This is a genomic window from Streptomyces milbemycinicus (genome assembly GCF_002154605.1).
GTDB classification, from domain to species: domain Bacteria; phylum Actinomycetota; class Actinomycetes; order Streptomycetales; family Streptomycetaceae; genus Streptomyces; species Streptomyces milbemycinicus.
Genome location: NZ_MUNE01000312.1, coordinates 1 through 17,497, shown reverse-complemented (window position 1 = coordinate 17,497; position 17,497 = coordinate 1). Strand labels below are relative to the sequence as shown.

The 17,497-nt window shown below is 71.3% G+C and carries 15 protein-coding genes and 2 pseudogenes; 8 read left to right on the top strand and 9 right to left on the bottom strand.

Features of this window, described 5'->3' with window-relative positions:
• Window positions 1-28: 28 nt before the first annotated feature.
• Together CCN51_RS24420 and CCN51_RS24415 are read right to left on the bottom strand one after the other, a co-directional pair.
• A complete protein-coding gene (locus CCN51_RS24420) occupies window positions 29-991 on the bottom strand; it encodes a zinc-binding dehydrogenase (protein WP_043490229.1) in 963 nt (320 codons plus the stop codon).
• Between the two features lie 209 nt (window positions 992-1,200).
• Window positions 1,201-2,433 carry an NAD(P)-dependent malic enzyme gene (locus CCN51_RS24415; RefSeq protein WP_014176519.1) on the bottom strand — a complete coding sequence of 411 codons (1,233 nt, stop codon included), beginning with the start codon at window positions 2,431-2,433 and terminating at the stop codon, window positions 1,201-1,203.
• Between the two features lie 530 nt (window positions 2,434-2,963).
• Between CCN51_RS24415 and CCN51_RS24410 the strand changes: the two genes are divergently transcribed.
• From CCN51_RS24410 to CCN51_RS24400, 3 genes are read left to right on the top strand one after another with little or no spacing between them, the layout of a single operon-like run.
• Window positions 2,964-3,935, top strand: a complete 972-nt coding sequence (locus CCN51_RS24410) for an ABC transporter substrate-binding protein (RefSeq protein ID WP_014176520.1) — start codon at window positions 2,964-2,966, stop codon at window positions 3,933-3,935.
• Between the two features lie 36 nt (window positions 3,936-3,971).
• Window positions 3,972-4,916 (top strand): amino acid ABC transporter permease, encoded by a 945-nt coding sequence (locus tag CCN51_RS24405; protein ID WP_014176521.1) that lies wholly within the window; start codon window positions 3,972-3,974, stop codon window positions 4,914-4,916.
• A 5-nt stretch (window positions 4,917-4,921) separates the two neighbouring features.
• On the top strand, window positions 4,922-5,674 hold the full coding sequence (locus tag CCN51_RS24400; RefSeq protein ID WP_043490231.1) for an amino acid ABC transporter ATP-binding protein: 753 nt from the start codon (window positions 4,922-4,924) through the stop codon (window positions 5,672-5,674).
• A gap of 104 nt (window positions 5,675-5,778) precedes the next feature.
• Here the strand turns inward: CCN51_RS24400 and CCN51_RS24395 are convergent, their stop codons facing one another.
• Window positions 5,779-6,567 (bottom strand): class I SAM-dependent methyltransferase, encoded by a 789-nt coding sequence (locus CCN51_RS24395; protein WP_014176523.1) that lies wholly within the window; start codon window positions 6,565-6,567, stop codon window positions 5,779-5,781.
• An 88-nt stretch (window positions 6,568-6,655) separates the two neighbouring features.
• Between CCN51_RS24395 and CCN51_RS24390 the strand changes: the two genes are divergently transcribed.
• A complete protein-coding gene (locus CCN51_RS24390) occupies window positions 6,656-7,330 on the top strand; it encodes a CGNR zinc finger domain-containing protein (protein WP_014176524.1) in 675 nt (224 codons plus the stop codon).
• Window positions 7,331-7,380: 50 nt separating this feature from the next.
• On the opposite strand, the pseudogene sodX reads toward CCN51_RS24390, so the two are convergent.
• A pseudogene (gene sodX, locus CCN51_RS24385) lies at window positions 7,381-7,692 on the bottom strand (nickel-type superoxide dismutase maturation protease); the annotation flags it as partial.
• Window positions 7,693-7,846: 154 nt separating this feature from the next.
• On the opposite strand from sodX, the gene sodN reads away from it, so the two are divergent.
• Window positions 7,847-8,242: a superoxide dismutase, Ni gene (gene sodN / locus CCN51_RS24380; RefSeq protein ID WP_014176526.1), complete on the top strand. Its 396-nt coding sequence runs from the start codon at window positions 7,847-7,849 to the stop codon at window positions 8,240-8,242.
• 114 nt (window positions 8,243-8,356) lie between these two features.
• On the opposite strand, the gene CCN51_RS24375 is transcribed toward sodN, so the two are convergent.
• The 4 genes and pseudogenes from CCN51_RS24375 to CCN51_RS24360 form a co-directional block, all read right to left on the bottom strand.
• Window positions 8,357-8,680 carry a helix-turn-helix domain-containing protein gene (locus CCN51_RS24375; RefSeq protein ID WP_014176527.1) on the bottom strand — a complete coding sequence of 108 codons (324 nt, stop codon included), beginning with the start codon at window positions 8,678-8,680 and terminating at the stop codon, window positions 8,357-8,359.
• Window positions 8,680-8,928, bottom strand: a pseudogene (locus CCN51_RS24370) (type II toxin-antitoxin system RelE/ParE family toxin); the annotation flags it as partial. The pseudogene CCN51_RS24370 and the gene CCN51_RS24375, both read right to left, overlap by 1 nt.
• A 96-nt stretch (window positions 8,929-9,024) precedes the next feature.
• The gene (locus CCN51_RS24365; protein WP_014176529.1) at window positions 9,025-9,945 is read right to left on the bottom strand and encodes a nitroreductase/quinone reductase family protein; all 921 of its coding nucleotides are present in this window, start codon (window positions 9,943-9,945) and stop codon (window positions 9,025-9,027) included.
• A gap of 335 nt (window positions 9,946-10,280) precedes the next feature.
• Window positions 10,281-11,654, bottom strand: coding sequence for a pyridoxal phosphate-dependent decarboxylase family protein (locus CCN51_RS24360; protein WP_014176530.1), 1,374 nt, complete (start codon window positions 11,652-11,654; stop codon window positions 10,281-10,283).
• A 124-nt stretch (window positions 11,655-11,778) separates the two neighbouring features.
• Between CCN51_RS24360 and CCN51_RS24355 the strand changes: the two genes are divergently transcribed.
• Together CCN51_RS24355 and CCN51_RS24350 are read left to right on the top strand one after the other, a co-directional pair.
• The gene (locus CCN51_RS24355) at window positions 11,779-13,188 is read left to right on the top strand and encodes an aminotransferase-like domain-containing protein (protein WP_014176531.1); all 1,410 of its coding nucleotides are present in this window, start codon (window positions 11,779-11,781) and stop codon (window positions 13,186-13,188) included.
• Window positions 13,189-13,332: 144 nt separating this feature from the next.
• On the top strand, window positions 13,333-15,888 hold the full coding sequence (locus CCN51_RS24350) for a SpoIIE family protein phosphatase (protein WP_014176532.1): 2,556 nt from the start codon (window positions 13,333-13,335) through the stop codon (window positions 15,886-15,888).
• Between the two features lie 28 nt (window positions 15,889-15,916).
• Here CCN51_RS24350 and CCN51_RS24345 read toward each other — a convergent pair whose 3' ends face one another.
• Complete coding sequence (locus tag CCN51_RS24345; protein WP_238545370.1) at window positions 15,917-16,390, bottom strand: MarR family winged helix-turn-helix transcriptional regulator; 474 nt, start codon at window positions 16,388-16,390, stop codon at window positions 15,917-15,919.
• 101 nt (window positions 16,391-16,491) lie between these two features.
• Here CCN51_RS24345 and CCN51_RS24340 point away from each other — a divergent pair, with 101 nt between their 5' ends.
• Complete coding sequence (locus tag CCN51_RS24340) at window positions 16,492-17,442, top strand: quinone oxidoreductase family protein (protein ID WP_043486813.1); 951 nt, start codon at window positions 16,492-16,494, stop codon at window positions 17,440-17,442.
• The last annotated feature ends 55 nt before the right edge of the window (window positions 17,443-17,497 follow it).

Genomic DNA, 17,497 nt, shown 5'->3' with positions numbered 1-17,497 from the left:
GTAAAGCCGTAAAGCCGTAAAAGCAGCCTCAGACCGTCAGCACGACCTTGCCGAAGAGGTCCCCGCCCGCCATCTTCTCGAACCCCTCGCGGGCCCGGTCCAGCGGCAGCACCGAGTCGATGACCGGCCGCACCCCGCGCGCCGCGCAGAAGCTCAGCAGGTCCTCCAGCTCCTCCTTGCTGCCCATCGTGGAGCCGACGACCTTCAGCTCCAGGAAGAAGATCCGGTTGAGCTCCGCGGACTTGGGGCTGGGCCCGCTGGTCGCGCCCGAGATGACGAGGGTGCCGCCGGGCTTGAGGGACTTGATGGAGTGCGACCAGGTCGCCGCGCCCACCGTCTCGATCACCGCGTCCACGCGCCGCGGCAGCCGCTCGCCCGGCTCGTACGCGCCCTCGGCGCCCAGGTCGACCGCGCGCTTGCGCTTGGCCTCGTCGCGGCTGGTGGCCAGGACCCGCAGCCCGGCCGCCGCGCCCAGCACGATGGCCGCGGTGGCCACGCCGCCGCCCGCGCCCTGGACGAGGACGCTGTCGCCGGGGCGCACGCCCGCGTTGGTGAAGAGCATGCGGTAGGCGGTCAGCCAGGCCGTCGGCAGGCAGGCGGCCTCCTCGAAGGAGAGCTCCTTGGGCTTGGGCAGCAGATTCCAGGTGGGGACGGCGACCTTCTCCGCGAAGGTGCCCTGGTAGCGCTCGGTGAGGATGGAGCGGGGCTCGCGGGGGCCGACGCCGTGCCCGCTCTGGCCGATGACCGAGTGGAGGACGACCTCGTTGCCGTCCTCGTCGATCCCGGCCGCGTCACAGCCGAGGATCATCGGCAAGGACTCCTCGCCGAGGCCGACGCCGCGCAGCGACCACAGGTCGTGGTGGTTGAGCGAGGCGGCCTTGACGGTGACGGTCGACCATCCGGGGCGCGTCTCGGGCTCGGGGCGCTCGCCCAGTTCGAGGCCGTTCAGCGGCTGGTCGCGGTCGATACGTGCGGCGTAGGCAGCGAACATGATCCCGACCATAGGCGCGGCAGCCGGGCGGCGGAACCACGCCACGGTGTGACACGCGCCGCGCGGCCCTGCGAGGGGGGCCGTACAACGGCCGGGCGCCGGGCGCCGGGCGCCGGCAGCGACGGGGCCGAGGGGCCGTACGACGACCGGGCCGCCGCCTCGCGTGGAGGCGGCGGCCCGGACCGTATACAGACCGACAGCGCAGCGCGTCAGCGGTGCGCCACGCCCTCCGCGCGCGCCGCCGCCGCGACGGCCGCGGTGACGGCCGGGGCGACCCGCTCGTCGAACGGCGAGGGGATGACCTTGTCGGCGCTCAGCTCGTCGGCCACCACGGCGGCCAGCGCCTCGGCGGCGGCGAGCTTCATGCCCTCGGTGATCCGGGAGGCCCGGACCTGGAGCGCGCCGGCGAAGATGCCCGGGAAGGCCAGCACGTTGTTGATCTGGTTCGGGTAGTCGCTGCGGCCGGTGGCGACCACGGCTGCGTACTTGTGGGCGATGTCCGGGTGGATCTCCGGAGTCGGGTTGGCCATCGCGAAGATGAAGCAGCCGGGCGCCATCTTCGCGACCGACTGCTCGGGGACCGTGCCGCCGCTGACGCCGATGAAGACGTCCGCGCCGTCCAGCGCGGCCTCCATGGGGCCGGTCAGCCCGGCCTTGTTGGTGAAGCCGGCCAGCTCCCGCTTGACGTCGGTCAGGTCCTCGCGGTCGGCGGACACGATGCCCTTGCGGTCGCAGACCGCGACATCGCCGATCCCCGCCTCGACCAGGATCCTGGCGATGGCGACCCCGGCGGCGCCGGCGCCGGAGATCACGGCGCGCAGCTGGCCGAGGGAGCGGTCGGCCAGCTTGGCCGCGTTGCGCAGCGCGGCGAGGGTGACGACGGCGGTGCCGTGCTGGTCGTCGTGGAAGATCGGGATGTCGACGCGCTCCTGGAGCTTGCGCTCGATCTCGAAGCAGCGCGGGGCGGAGATGTCCTCCAGGTTCACGCCGCCGAAGGCGGGGGCGAGCCGGACGACGGTCTCCACGATCTCGTCCACCTCCCGGCAGTCGAGGGCGATCGGCACGGCGTCGACGCCGCCGAACTGCTTGAAGAGGATGGCCTTGCCCTCCATCACCGGCAGGGAGGCCTCCGGGCCGATGTCGCCGAGCCCGAGCACCGCGCTGCCGTCCGTGACGACGGCGACGACGTGGGACTTCCAGGTGTACTCATGCACCAGCTCGGGCGTTTCGGCGATGGCGCTGCAGACCTTCGCGACGCCCGGCGTGTAGGCGAGGGACAGGTCGTCCTTGTTCCGCACCGGCACCGTCGCCTCGATGGCCATCTTGCCGCCCCGGTGGAGCGCGAAAGCCGGATCGAAGGGCTCGCCGTCCGCGACACCCTCCGCGTCTCCGGCGCTTCCGTTCGTGCTGTCGCTGCGAGGATTCGCGATCTCCGCTGCCACTATTTGACCCCTTTGTCGTATTTCTAGTGAGGGTAGCCGCCCCCGGTTGAGGAGCGGGCGGGCACCGCGTCCGGGTCCCACTGGGCGGATATCCGCCGTCTGGGGCCAGATACGAACGCCGGGCGCGCCGCACACGCGCCCTGAGCCCCGGGTGAGGGGTGTAACCGCCCGTTCTACCGGAAGGCTCTTCCGGGGACGAGCGATTTCCTGCCGCGACCGGTGTGTGGTGTTCGATTACCTCGCGTTACCCGCGAAAGCGATTGAATCACTCTCGAACGTCCAACACTCGAGACGTTTCCCTAAGTGATGAAACGTGATGAACGTCTCGTTCCGCCCATAGGCCGCGATCCTGCGGCCCGGCGTTTCCGCACCTGTGCACCACGGGGGTCGCCCGTTATCCGATTTTGACATGGCTGGACGTCTGATCGAGCCAGTCCGGTGGCAAGATGCCCCAATCACACAGGGTCGCGACACCCACAAACGTGTTCCGGCCCATTCGGAGACCCTCTCACCCCGCAGGAGGAACGAGCATGACCGCCAGCATCACGCGCCGACGGAGCCGACGGACCGGCATGAAGTCCAAGGCGGCCGTCGCCGGCGCGATCGCGGTCACCGGCGCCCTGCTTCTGACGGGCTGTGGCGACCAGAGGGACAAGACGACCACCACCACCTCTGCCGGCGACACCAACAAGGCCCCGCTCTTCGGCTCGCTGCCGAAGGACATCCAGAGCGCCGGTGTGATCAAGGTCGGCTCGGACATCGCCTATCCGCCGGTGGAGTTCAAGAAGAACGGCCAGGTCGTCGGCCTGGACCCGGACCTCGCCGCCGCGCTGGGCAAGGTGCTCGGCGTGAAGTTCGAGTTCAACAACACCAAGTTCGACGGCCTGCTGCTCGGCCTGCGCTCCCAGCGGTACGACATCGCCATGTCGGCGATGACCGACAACAAGAGCCGCCAGGAGGGCGTGGACGCCGACACCGGCAAGCGGGTCGGCAAGGGCGTGGACTTCGTCGACTACTTCACCGCCGGTGTGTCCATCTACACCAAGAAGGGCGCCGACCAGGGGATCACGACCTGGGACGACCTGTGCGGCAAGAAGATCGTCGTCCAGCGCGCCACCGTCTCGCAGGACCTGGCCAAGGCCCAGTCCAAGAGCTGCGAGGAGAAGGGCAAGGGGAAGATCGCGATCGAGGCCTACGACGACGACATCGAGGCCCAGACCCGGCTGCGCGCCGGCGGCGCCGACGCCGGCTCCAGTGACTTCCCGGTCGCCGCCTACGCCGTGAAGACCTCGGGCGGCGGCAACGACTTCCAGCTCGTCGGCGAGCAGGTGGAGGCGGCCCCGTACGGCATCGCCGTCCCTAAGGGGAACGACCAGCTGCGCGACGCCCTCAAGCAGGCGCTCGCCCTGATCATCGCGAACGGCGAATACGACAAGATCATCGCCAAGTGGGGTGTCAAGGAGGGCGCGGTCGACAAGGCCGTCGTCAACGGTGGCAAGTGACCGTCCTCCCCTCTCCCCCACTGAAAGGCTCTCTCCGTGACTGTTGAGATCGACAAGGCGGGTCCGAAGGACGCCCCGCCCCCCGCGCCGGAGAACATCAAGGCCATCCCGGTGCGGCACTACGGCCGCTGGGTCACCGCGGTCGTCATCATCGGCGTCCTCGCGTCCATCGTGTACGCCTTCTCCCAAGGGGACGTGAACTGGGGGGCCATTCCGGATTACTTCTTCGACGACCGGATCCTCAAGGGCGCCGGCATGACCGTCTGGATCACGATCGCCTCCATGGTGCTCGGCGTGGTCCTCGGCATCCTCCTCGCGGTGATGCGGCTGTCCAAGAACCCGGTGAGCGCCGCCATCGCCTGGGGCTACATCTGGTTCTTCCGCGGCACCCCGGTCTATGTGCAGCTGCTGGTCTGGTTCAACCTCGGGCTGATCTTCCACTACATCAACCTCGGCCCGATCTACCAGGACGAGTGGTCCGACTTCATGACCCCGTTCCTGGCCGCCCTGCTCGGGCTCGGCCTGAACGAGGCCGCGTACATGGCGGAGATCTGCCGCGCGGGCCTCCTGGCGGTCGACGAGGGCCAGACCGAGGCGGCCCACGCGCTGGGCATGAGCCACGCCAAGACGCTGCGCCGGATCGTGCTGCCGCAGGCGATGCGGGTGATCGTGCCGCCGACCGGCAACGAGTTCATCAACATGCTCAAGACGACCTCGCTGCTCGCCGTGGTGCAGTACGGAGAGCTGCTGCGAGGCGCACAGGACATCGCCCAGGATTCCGGCTCCACCACGGAGATGCTGTTCCTCGCGGCCCTCTGGTACCTCATCCTCACCTCCGTCCTGAGCGTGGGCCAGTACTACCTGGAGCGGTACTACGCCCGCGGCTCGAGCCGGCACCTGCCCATGACCCCGCTGCAGCGGATCCGGGCCAATCTGTTCTCCTTCTCCAACCGCTCCGCAGGAGGTGTGGGCACGTCATGACCGCCATGGTGAAGGCCGAGGGCGTGCACAAGTCCTTCGGCGCCGTACAGGTCCTCAAGGGCATCGACCTGGAGGTCGCGCCCCGCGAGGTCTTCTGTCTGATCGGTCCGTCCGGCTCCGGGAAGTCCACCTTCCTGCGCTGTATCAACCACCTGGAGAAGATCAACTCCGGGCGGCTGTACGTGGACGGTGAGCTGGTCGGCTACCGGCAGAAGGGCGACAAGCTCTACGAGCTCAGGGACCGCGAGGTCGCCGAGAAGCGCCGGGACATCGGCATGGTCTTCCAGCGCTTCAACCTCTTCCCGCATATGACGGCGGTGGAGAACGTCATGGAGGCGCCGGTCCAGGTCAAGCACGAGAGCAAGGCGGTCGCGCGGGAGCGCGCGCTGAAGCTGCTGGACCGGGTGGGGCTCTCCGACAAGGCGGGCAGCTACCCCTCGCAGCTCTCCGGCGGCCAGCAGCAGCGTGTGGCCATCGCGCGGGCGCTGGCCATGGAGCCCAAGCTGATGCTCTTCGACGAGCCCACCTCGGCGCTCGACCCCGAGCTGGTCGGCGATGTGCTGGATGTGATGCGCGGGCTGGCGGAGGACGGTATGACCATGGTCGTGGTGACCCACGAGATGGGCTTCGCCCGCGAGGTCGGGGACTCCGTCGTGTTCATGGACGACGGGGTGGTCGTGGAGTCCGGGCATCCGCGCGAAGTGCTCACCAACCCGCGGCACGAGCGGACGAAGTCGTTCCTGTCGAAGGTCCTGTAGCGCTGTTCGACGGTACGCAGCGGGCGGTACGGGCCGAATCCGGCCCGTACCGCCCGTACCCGCTTCAGCTGCTTCGGCTGCTTCAGCTACTGCCGTTACTGCCGCTACTTCAGCGCGAGCACCATCGCGTCCGACGGGGAGCACCAGACGGCCCGCGCCTCGCCGAACCCCACCTCGCGCAGCGTGTCCGCATGCCAGCCGACGGGCTGGAACGCCTCGGCCACGCCGCTCGCGTGGTCGGGCCCGTCGGCCGGATTGCCGAAGATCTTGAACCGCTCGGCGACGGGCGCGCCGAGCACCGGATCCCCGGCCGCCGCCTGCCACCACTCCGCCCAGTCCAGCGCGCCCTCGGCCCTGGCCCGCTCCCGCCGGGCGTCCTCGAACGCGCGCACCCCGGCGTCGATCCGCGGCGTGCCCTCCCCCGGCATATGGTCGGCGTTGAGGAACACCCCGCCGTCCCGCACCACCCCGGCCAGCTGCCCGTACAGCACCCGCAGCGCATCGCTGTCCAGCCAGTGCAGCGCGGTGGCAGTAAGTACGGCGTCGTACGAGCGGTGCGGCAGCTCGTCCGTCCAGTTGGGATCGCGCAGATCCGCCGTGATGAACCGGACCCGGTGGTCCGCCGCGAAGTGGCCGCGCGCGATGGTCAGCAGCGCCGGGTCCAGGTCCACGCCCGTGCTGGCGGCGCGGGGGAATCTGCGCACCGCCCGGTCGGTGATGCTGCCCGTACCGCAGGCCAGGTCCAGGATTTTGGGCTCCGGGCCGACCAGCGCCTCCACCGCGTCCAGCATCACCCGGAACCGCTCCTCGCGGTCGGGGAGGTACCACTCCTGCTGTCGATCCCAGCTCTGCTGCCATGCCCGCCAGTTCGGCGCGGCGACGGTGTCCACCATCGAACGCTCTCCCCGTCCCTCTGTCGTAATACCCTCGTACCTAGATCAGCCATTACCGACCTTAGCCCCGCCCTCGTAAGGACCACAAGTGGAACTGGCTTATTACTCGGATCTCGCCGTGCGCCTGGTCAACAGCGAGGAGCCCGCCCGCGGCACCGACACCCTCACCTCGGTCGAGGCCGTACGCGAGCTCTTCGGGGTGAGCCAGCAGGCGGCGCGGCGCGCCACCGACGCCGATGTCACCCGACTCAGGTCGGTGCGCGCCCGGCTGCGCGCCGTCTTCGAGGCGGCGGCGGGCGGGGACGAGGTGCTGGCCGTGGACCTGCTGAACGCGCTGCTGATCGAGTTCCCGGTCAGCCCGCAGATCTCCGGGCATGAGAACCGGGACGAGGACGGCCGCCCCGACTGGCATATGCACATCGCCGACTACGCGGCCAACGCGGGCGCCGGCTATGCCGCGACCGCCTCCATGGGGCTCGCCTTCCACCTCACCGAGCTGGGCGTCGACCGCCTCGGCATCTGCGAGGCGCCGCCCTGTCGCAACGCCTATCTCGACACATCGACAAATCGATCCCGGCGCTACTGCTCAGACCGCTGCGCCACCCGCGCCAACGTCGCCGCCTACCGCGCCCGCAAGCGCCTGGACGCCGAGCGCTCCGACAGCGCCCCGCGCCAGCCCGGCAACGACCGCCCGGAACGCAGCGGCCGCACCGGCCGCACCGCGGACAGCGCCCACGACAGCATCCCGGTCAGCGACCGCTGACCCGACCCCGCGGCCGGCCGCGGCCGCAGCCGCAGCCGGGCCCGGGCCACCACCAGATCGTCCGGCACCACGCCGAACTCCCTGCTGTCGTTCTCCACGTACGGGTTGTCCCCCATGACCCACCAGCCGCCGTCGCGCCGCTCCACCGCGCGCTTGACGATCAACAGGTCCTGGCGGAACGGATGCCGCAGCACCACCACATCGCCCGCGCGGACGGCCGCGCCGTACCGGACGACCAACCGGTCACCGGGGTTCAGCGTCGGCACCATCGACGGGTTGTACACCTCGGCGAGCCCGATCCGCAGCAGCCCACCGCGCTCGCGGTCCTGCTCCTGCCCGCGATCGTGCAGCTGCTCTCGCATCACGGCACCTCCGGTCACGTACACATTCAGCATCCCAGGCATCTCAGACTGCCACTGGACTTTTGACCTAAGCCCCCCGGGGCACCTGAGAAAAGCCTTCCCCCACGGAGTAATCTCGCACCTGAGAAGACGATCACTTAGGAAGGACAGCAGTATGCTCTCCCGCCTGTTCGCCCCGAAGGTCAAGGTCAGCGCCCACTGCGACCTGCCCTGCGGCGTGTACGACCCGGCCCAGGCCCGTATCGAGGCCGAGTCCGTCAAGGCCGTCCAGGAGAAGTACCAGGCCAACGAGGACCCGCACTTCCGGGCTCGCGCCACCGTCATCAAGGAGCAGCGCGCGGAGCTCGCCAAGCACCACATCTCGGTGCTGTGGAGCGACTACTTCAAGCCGCCGCACTTCGAGAAGTACCCGGAACTGCACCAGCTGGTCAACGACGCCCTCAAGGCCCTCAGCGCCGCCAAGGCCTCCACGGACCCGGCGACGGGCCAGAAGGCACTGGACTACATCGCCCAGATCGACAAGATCTTCTGGGAGACCAAGAAGGCCTGATCTTCGATCATGCCGCCTGACCTGCGATTTCTTTGGTCGCCTGGTCTACCTGTCCGCACCCGGCCCGCAGGACGCCGCCCACGGCGTCCCTGACGGTCCGGGTGCGCGTCGGGGTCACGCGGCGTGCGGGGTGAAGGTGACGCGGGAGTCACCCTCGTCGATAGCGACGTTCAACGAGCCGTCCAGGGCCTTCGCCAGGCGCCGCAGCAGCGGCAGCGTGGGCACGGTGTCGCCACCCTCCATCCGGGAGACCTGAGGCTGTGTCATCCCGGCCCGCTCGGCCAGCTCGGCCTGGGACAGGCCAAGCTCGATCCGACGGTCGTAGACCGCCTGCCCGAGATCGCCGGCCAACCGCGCGTCGACGTACTCCTGGTCGTACTCCACCGCCTCACCGGCAAGCTGCCGGGCCCGTCGCGTCCTCCACGTGCTGTGATTCATCAGCTCTCCTTGCGCCGATCGTAGGTGTGCTGAGCACGGCCGTGCTCAGCCTCGCAAACCTTCTGCGCCTGATGAGCGCGCTCGACTTCCGCCGCCTCACGCATCTTCGTCTTACGGAACACCGTCAGCAGAACGATCCGCCGCCCGGGGGCGAGCCAATACGGGATACGCACGGCCTCGCCGTCCAGCTCGAAACGCAGCTCGCGCAGCTTGCCGCCCAGGTGACGCGCGTACGGCTCACCAAAAGATCGCACGGCGCTGCGGAGAGGTCGTCCTGATCACCAAAAGACCAGGCTCGTATCGCGCCCTTCTTTTGGCCTACGACTCGAGCGAGCCGCCGACCGTCAACCGGCCTCCTGAGCGGGCGGGGTCGGCGGGAAGGGAATCTGCGCCAGGGCGGGGAGCAGCCACTTCTCCTCGTCGTCGAGGTGCCGGGTCAGCTCCTCGCTGATCCGGTCCAGCTCGGCCCGGAAGCGTACGGGGTCGGCGGTGGCGATATCGGCGAGCAGGGCGAGCAGCCGCTCCTTGAGGCGGGCGAGCGTGCGGTGCTGGTCACGGAGCCGGTCGAGGGGTTCACGCAGCTGGGGGTGGCGGGTCGCGAGAGCGGGGAAGACATGGTCGTCCTCGCCGGTGTGGTGGTGCGTCAGCCCCTCGCAGAAGGCCAGGCAGTGCTGGCGGATCTGCAGGCCGAGCCCCGGCGGCGGGGGTTCGCCCGGGCCCTGGTGGGCGGCCCGGGCAGCGAGGTGGGCGTCGGCCTCGTCGCGTATGTGGCGCAGCTGGCCGCGCAGCCAGGTGTGGATCTCCAGGAACTTGTCGGCGAGGGTCCTGACCTCGCCGGGCGTCTCCCCCGCTCCATGGTCGGGGCGCTCCAGCACCACGACCGGCAGTGTGCGGGTGGTGCGGCTCTGGTAGTCGCCGTATCCGGGCGCGGCCCGCACCACCCGTTCGAAGAGCTCGTCGCGCCGCGCCCCCTCGGCGGGGACCGCGATCGCCTCGTACGCCTCGGTGCCGACCTCCACGCGCACCACGGGGTGGGCGAGGAGGTTGTGGTACCAGGCGGGATGGCGGGGCGCGCCGAGGTTGGACGCGACCACGAGGTGCAGCCCGCCGTCGCGGACGTAGCCGAGCGGAACGGTGTGGGGCTCCCCCGACTTCGCTCCGGTGGTGGTGAGCAGGAGGAGGTCGCCGCCTTCGAAGGGGCCACCGACCTTTCCTCCGCCTGCTCGGAACTCCTCGATGATCTGCTGGTTGAAGGACTTGGGCATGCGGTGTCGACTCTCCGAAAAGGTCAGAAAAGACCGGAAAAGGGTGTGGAGGCGCGCAGCCCTCGTCCGGAGGTCCGGAGGTCCGGAGATGGACGTGGATGTGCTCAGCCGACGGAACAGAAGTGCGGGCTGAACAGAAATGAATGACGGACGGGGCCCGACGCGCGATGGCTCTCGGGTCAGATGCGAGGCGCGGAGTATGAACTCATGGCGTGGCCCCTTCATGATGGTGCTCGCCCAGCTGCCGACCGGCCCACTGCTCTTTGGCCGACGCCACGTGGCACCGGGCGCCATTACAGCCGGGCGATCTTCCCCCTGTCAACACGGAAGATCGGTCAGACGTGCTCCCCGAGACGCGCGGCGATGCGGCGCACATCGGCCCCGGTGGTGCGCCAGTTGCTGAAGGCCGCGCGCAGCGCGGGGACGCCCGCGTAGACGGTCGGGGTGAGGAAGACCTCGTCGGCCAGCGACTCGGCGAAGGCGGCGAGCCGTTCGGGGGTCGGGTCCTCGGCCAGGGTGAAGCAGACGACGTTCAGCCGGACGGGCGCGAGGAGCCGTAGCCCCGGAGTGGCGTCGACGGCCTCGCCCAGGGCGTGGGCGCAGTCCGTGCAGCGCTCGACGATGTCGCGGTGCCCGTCCCGGCCGTAGGCCCGCAGCGTGAACCAGGCGGCGAGGGCGCGCAGGCGACGGGAGTTCTCGGGGGTGAGGTGGACGAGGTCGGGGGTCGCGCCGAGCGGGCCGAGGTAGGCGGCCGCGTTCTGGAAGACTCGGGCCTGCAGGTCGCGGCGGCGGGTGAACTGGACGGCGCTGTCGTACGGAACGTTCAGCCACTTGTGCAGGTCCACGCAGACCGAGTCGGCCGCGTCCAGGCCGACCACGAGGTGGGCGTGGCGTGGGGAGAGCGCGGCGAAGGCGCCGAAGGCGGCGTCCACATGGAGCCAGAAGTCGTGGCGCTCCTTCAGGGCGGCGACGGCGCGCAGGTCGTCGAAGTCGACGGTGTTGACCGTGCCCGCGTTCGCGACGACCACGCACGGGCCGTCGGCCCGCTCCAGCGCCTCCTCCAGCGCGGCCGGGTCGACCGCCTCCCGCCCGGGCAGGGTCGCCACCGGGACCAGCGCGCCACGGCCCATGCCGAGCATGGACAGGGCCTTGGCGACGCTGGAGTGCGGGCTGCCGGACAGCACGCGCACCGGCCCCAGGGCCGCCGCCCCGGCCTCGGCGACCGAGACGCCCCGGCGTTCCCCCAGCCACTCGCGGGCGATCGCCAGGCCGACCGTGTTGGACATCGTGGCGCCGCTGACGAACGCGCCCTCGTGGGCCGTGCCGAGGCCGAACAGCTCACGCAGCCAGCCGACCGTCTGACGCTCCAAGTGCTGCCCGGTGCCGTCCAGCGACGAGTTGGAGTTCTGGTCCAGGGCCGCGGTCAGCCAGTCCCCGGCCAGCGCGGCCGGTGTGGTGCCGCCGGTGACGAACCCGAGGTAGCGCGGCCCGGGGCTCGCTCCGAAGGCCGGCTCCCAGCGTTCGGCGAACTCTGCCAGCGCGGCCCGCAGTCCGGCCCCCTCCGCGGGCAGCGGTACGGGCTCGGGCGGCCGTACGGAGGGGACGACCGGCCGCTCCTCCAGCCCGTCGAGCACAGCTGTGGCGAGCAGCCGGGTGGCCTCCAGGGCGTCGGGCAGCTCGGCCAGATCATGGGCGAGTCGAGGGTGCATATCGGCTCCGTTCTCCGTCTCGTAAGGGCTCGATCAGGGCTCGATGGGGGCTCGATGGGGGCTCGGGCCGACCCTAGGCAGGGGGAGATCGGGAAGCCTGGTCCAATCGTGGAAAACTGGACCAGTGGGCGACGTCAGTATGACCGATGTCCGTATGACCGATGTCCGTATCAGCGCCGAGCAGCTGGTCAGAGTGGTGGGCGAGTGGCGCAGGCCCGGCACCCCGCTGGTCGCCGCGCTGGCCGAGGCCGTACGGGACGCCGTGCTGGACGGCCGGCTGCGCACCGGCGGCAGGCTGCCCGCCGAACGCCGCTTGGCCGCCGCGCTCGGCGTCAGCCGCGGCACCCTGACCGCGGCGCTGACGACGCTGCGGGACGGCGGATGGGTCCACACCCGGCACGGCAGCGCCAGCACCGTACGGCTGCCTCCGGCGGCCGCCGCGCGCATCGCGCCCCTCTCCGCGACCGGGGAGGCCGGCGCCATGGACCTGCGCCAGGCCGTGCCGGCCGCGCCCCGCGCGGCCTATCAGGCGGCCATGCTCCGGGCCGCCGAGCGGGCGGACCCCGTGCTGGCCCAGGCCGGGGAGCCGGGGCCGGGGCTGCCCGAGCTGCGGTCGCTGATCGCCCGGCGTCACACGGACGAAGGGCTGCCCACCCGGCCCGAGCAGATCCTGGTCACCTCGGGCGCCCGCGCCGCCCTGGCGCTGCTCGTCGCGCATCTGCGCCCGCGCGTCGCGGCCGTCGAGATCCCCACCTATTTCGGCGCCCTCCCCTTGCTGCGCGGGGCCGGAGCGCGGCTGACCGGCTGCCGGGTGACCGGCGACGGCTGGGACCTCGACCAGCTCGACGACGCCTTCCGCGCGGCGCGCGGCGGACTGGCCTACCTGGTGCCCGACTTCCAGAACCCGACCGGCGCGCTCATGACCCCCCGTACCCGGCGGGCCGTCGCCGAGTCGGCCGCACGCCACCGGGTCACGGTCGTGGCGGACGAGACGATGCGCGACCTCGACCTGCGCGAGGGCGCCGAGAGCGGGGCGGCGCCGCCCCGCATCCGGCGCGCCCTGCTGATCGGCTCGGCAGCCAAGACCGTATGGGGCGGTCTGCGCATCGGCTGGATCCGGGGGCCGGCCGGCCTGATCGGCGAGCTGTGCCGCGACCCGCTGTGCCCGCCGCTGGCCGCTGCGCCGATGCAGCAGCTCGTGGCCGCCGAGCTGCTGGGCGACCCGATGCCCGTACTGCTGCGGCGCCGGGCGGAGCTGCGGCGGCAGCGCGACCACCTGGCCGGGCTGCTGGCCGGGGACGACCGCTGGAGCTTCACCGTCCCGCCCGGAGGGCTCGCCCTGTGGCTGCGGCTGGCCGGCGCGCGGGCCGACGCGGTGGCGGCGCGGGCCCGTGCGCTGGGGGTGGAGGTGTCCCCCGGCCCGGGCTTCGCGGCCGACCGCACCCTCACCCAGTACCTGCGGTTGCCCTACACCCCGCCGCCCTCCGCGCTCGACCGCGTCGCGGCCGTCCTGGACGCCGCGTACGGGCCCTGACGGAGGCGCATACGCCGCGTCCTGGCGAGGGGGCCGCCCCGGTTGATGTGGGGACGGATCTGCACGACGCTGGATCTGCGCGCCCTGGTGACCTCTCCCCTCGGAGGCCGGGGCCAGGCGTGCTGAAGGTGGGACAGATCGACGATGACGGGCCACAAGACCTCCCTTCCCTTTGGCGACGGGCTCGGCGGCGAGCGGTACGACCCGCTCGACGATGCGGCCACCGCCAGGGCCACGATCAGCGCTGACGCCATCGTGACCAGCTGGAACGAGGGCGCCCGGCGGCTGCTCGGCTACCTTCCCTCGGAGGTGGTGGGGCGGGACGCCAGGGCGCTGCTCGCCGAGGAGGTCTCCCCCGCCGACGTCCGGGCCGTGGCGGCCCTCCCCCGCTGGAGCGGCGCGCTGACCCTGCGCCACCGGGACGGCCACCCGGTACGGATCCGGCTGCTGGCCCACCGCGGCGCGTCGGGCGCGGAAAGCGGGCCGGGCGACTGGCTGCTGGTCTCCGCGCTCCCGGAGCCGGACGGCGGCGCGGAGGACACCGGCAAAACCGAGGAGGCCATCCAGGAGGTGGCGGACGACACCCTGCTGGCGCTGGCGTCCCAGCAGTCCCCCTGCCCCGTGGCGATCTACGACAGGATGCTGCGGCTGCGCAGGATCAACGATCAGATGGCCGAGATCATCGGCCTGCCCGAGAACGAGATCCGCGGCCTGCGGCTCTCGGAGATCGGCGGGGTGCTGGAGAGCGAAGAGCTCGAACGGCACATGGTCGAGGTGCTGCGTACCGGGGAGCGGCGCGATGTGGAGACGTTCCGCCGCGTCGGCGCCGAGGCCCACGCGCACGCCTGGTCCGCCCGCCTCGCCCCGGTCAAGGCACCGGACGGCGAGGTGCGGGGCATCTGTCTGGCCGCCCACGACATCACCGAGCAGTACCTCGCCCGGCAGCGGCTGCTGCTGCTCTGCGAGTCCAGTGTGCGCATCGGCACCACGCTCGATATCACCCGGACCGCACAGGAGCTGGCCGACGTGGGCGTCCCGGGCCTGGCCGACTTCGTCAGCGTCGATCTGCTGGAGCGGCTCGGCCGGGACGAGGGGGTCGAGGCGTTCGTCGAGCCGCCGCCCGGCCCGCTCGCCGGTCCGGTGGTGCTGCGCCGGGTCGCCTGTCAGTCCGTCCTCCCCGGCGCCCCGGAGGCCGTGATCAAGCTGGGGCAGGTGGGCACCTATCCGGAGTTCTCCCCACAGGGCACGTCCCTGGCGGTGGGCCGTCCCAGCATCCATCGTGCGACCGACCCCGTCTTCAGGCGCTGGGCGGCCAAGAGCCCCGCCCTCGCCGCCATGCTGCGCACCTACGGCCTCCACTCGATGATGTCGGTGCCCATCCGGGCCCGCGGGGTCACCCTCGGAGTGGCCACCTTCTCCCGGCACACCCGGCCCGATCCGTTCACCCACGACGATGTGCTGCTCGCGGAGGAGATCACCACCCGGGCCGCCGTCTGCCTGGACAACGCGCGCCGCTTCACCCGGGAGCGCGACACCGCCCTGGCGCTGCAGCGCAGCCTGCTGCCCCAGACGCTGCCCAGGCCCACGGCGCTGGACGTCGCCTTCCGCTACCAGCCCGCGGGGCCGTACGCCGGGGTGGGCGGCGACTGGTTCGATGTGATCCCGCTGTCCGGGGCGCGGGTCGCGCTGGTCGTCGGCGATGTGGTCGGCCACGGCATCCAGGCCTCGGCCACGATGGGCCGGCTGCGTACGGCGGTCCGCACCCTGGCCGACGTCGACCTGCCGCCCGATGAACTGCTCACCCATCTCGACGACCTCGTCATCCGCCTGTCCGCCGAGGACGCCGTGTCCACGCCCACCGGGGACGTCGCGCCCGCCGAGGACATGACACCCGCCGGGGATGTCGGGGCCACCTGCCTGTACGCGGTGTACGACCCGGTCGCCCGCTGCTGCTCGCTCGCCCGCGCGGGCCATCCGCCGCCGGTCCTGGTGGCCCCCGACGGTACGGTGAGCCCCGTCCAGGTGCCGGCCGGGCCGCCGCTGGGCGTCGGCGGGCTGCCCTTCGAGTCGGTCGAGTTCGAGATGCCCGAGGACGCGGTGCTCGCCCTCTACACCGACGGCCTGATCGGCGGCCGGGGCCGTGACCTCGACGAAGGGCTCACCGCTCTCACCGGCGCGCTGGCCGGCCTCTCCCCCTCCCTGGAGGCCGGACCCTCCCTGGAGGCCGGATGCGACAGGGTGCTGCGCACACTGCTCCCCGAGCAGGGCGCCCCCGACGACGTCGCACTCCTCCTGGCCCGCACCCGCGGCCTGGACGCGTCGCGCGTGGCGACCTGGGATGTGCCCGACGACCCGGCCCTCGTGGCCCGGGCCCGCCGGGATGTGACGGACCAGCTGATGGCCTGGGGTCTCGAGGAGGCCGTCTTCACCACCGAACTGGTCGTCAGCGAGCTGGTCACCAACGCCATGCGGCACGCCACCGCGCCCATCCAGCTGCGCCTCATCTACGACCACACCCTGATCTGCGAGGTCTCCGACGGCAGCAACACCGCCCCGCATCTGCGCCGCGCCCGCGTCTTCGACGAGGGCGGGCGCGGGCTGCTGCTGGTCGCGCAGCTCAGCCTGCGCTGGGGCAGCCGGCACTCGGCCACCGGGAAGACGATCTGGGCGGAGCAGGCGCTGCCGTCGCCCGAGTCATGACGGTGGTGCCGCGTCGCGCGAAGCCGTATCAGCCGCCCTGGCGCGTGGCGCGGGCTTCGGCCTGAGGGGTCTGCTGGACGAGCACCGTGGTGGCGCGTTCCAGGAGGTCGCACAGTGTGGCGTGCTCGTCCGGGGTGAAGGCGTCGGTGAGGGCGCGTTCGAGCACGATCACCTCCCCATAGGCGCGGTCGAGCACTTCATGGCCCTGATCGGTCAAGGAGGCGAGCAGTACCTTGGCGTGCACGGATGACGGCCGACGGGTGATGAGCTGCTTTCTTTGCAGGCCGGTCAGGACGGAGGCCATGGTCTGCTGGGTAACCCCGGCGGCGCGGGCGAGTTGCGCGCCGGACATGTCCTCCTGGCGCGACAGCGCGAGCAGGACCGTGTACTGCGTCATGGTGAGGCCGTAGCCGCGCAGGACCGCCTCGTGATGGGCCATCAGGGCCTGTTCGGTGCGGCGGATGCGCGTGCACAGGTACTCCTCGGCCGGGATCTCGGTCACGTCGCCCTCCATCTTTCACAGAACCCTTAGTTGACTCAGGTAGCTGATACTCGTAGCGTCTTCTGTATCAGGATACTGATTCACCTCAGGGAGCAGTGACCATGAAGGCTGTCGTCCTGGACACCGACGACCGATTCCGCCTCACCGACATCGACCAGCCCACTCCCGGCCCCGGCGAGGTCGCGATCCGCGTTCGGTACGCGGGAATCCAGTGGGGTGATGTCCTCGTACGCGGCGGCCACCTTCCCGTGCCGCGGCCGTTCGTGCCCGGCTTCGAGGCGGCCGGGCACATCGTCGCCGTCGGCGAGGGCGTCGACGAAGACCGCCTGGGGCAGCAGGTGACGGCGCTGACCGGCGCCGGTGCCTACGCCGAGGTGGTGGTGGCACCCGCCGCGCTCAGCTTCGACACCTTCGGTGTGGATCTGCGGACCGCCGCCGGGTGCGGCTGGGCCGCCCCCACCGCCTACGACCTGATCAACACCGTTGGCCGGGTGCGTCCCGGCGAGAGCGTCCTCATCCATGCGGCGGCCGGCGGCGTCGGCAGCCTCGCCGCCCAGATCGCCGGAACCGCCGGCGCCGGCCGTATCGTCGGCGTCGCCAAAGACGCCCAACGCGCCGCTTACGCCGCCCGATTCGGCTACGACCAGCTGATCACGCGCGAGGAATTCACCGACGCCCCCGACCAGGAGCTGTTCGACGTGATCCTGGATCCCGTCGGCGGGCCGATACGCGAGACCAACCTGCGGCGCCTCGCGCCGCACGGCCGGCTGGCGATCTACGGCAACCTCGCCACGTTCGAGCCCGTCGCGCTCAGCGCCAACGATCTGCTGATGAGCGGCAAGTCCGCGCTGAGCTACAACAGCAACCTGCTCAGCCGGACCCACCCCGACCGCCTGGCCGAAAGCGCCCGAGAGGCACTTCAGTTGGTAGCCGCCGGGCGAATCCGTCCGGATGTCACCGCCGAGTACGAGATGGCCGACCTCGCCGAGGCCGTACAGCGCCTGGCCGATGGAACCACCCACGGCAAGAGCATCCTCCGCATCGCCGCCTGAGCGCCCGAGCTGGACGAGCTGCCCGAGCTGGACGAGCTGGACGAGCTGGACGAGC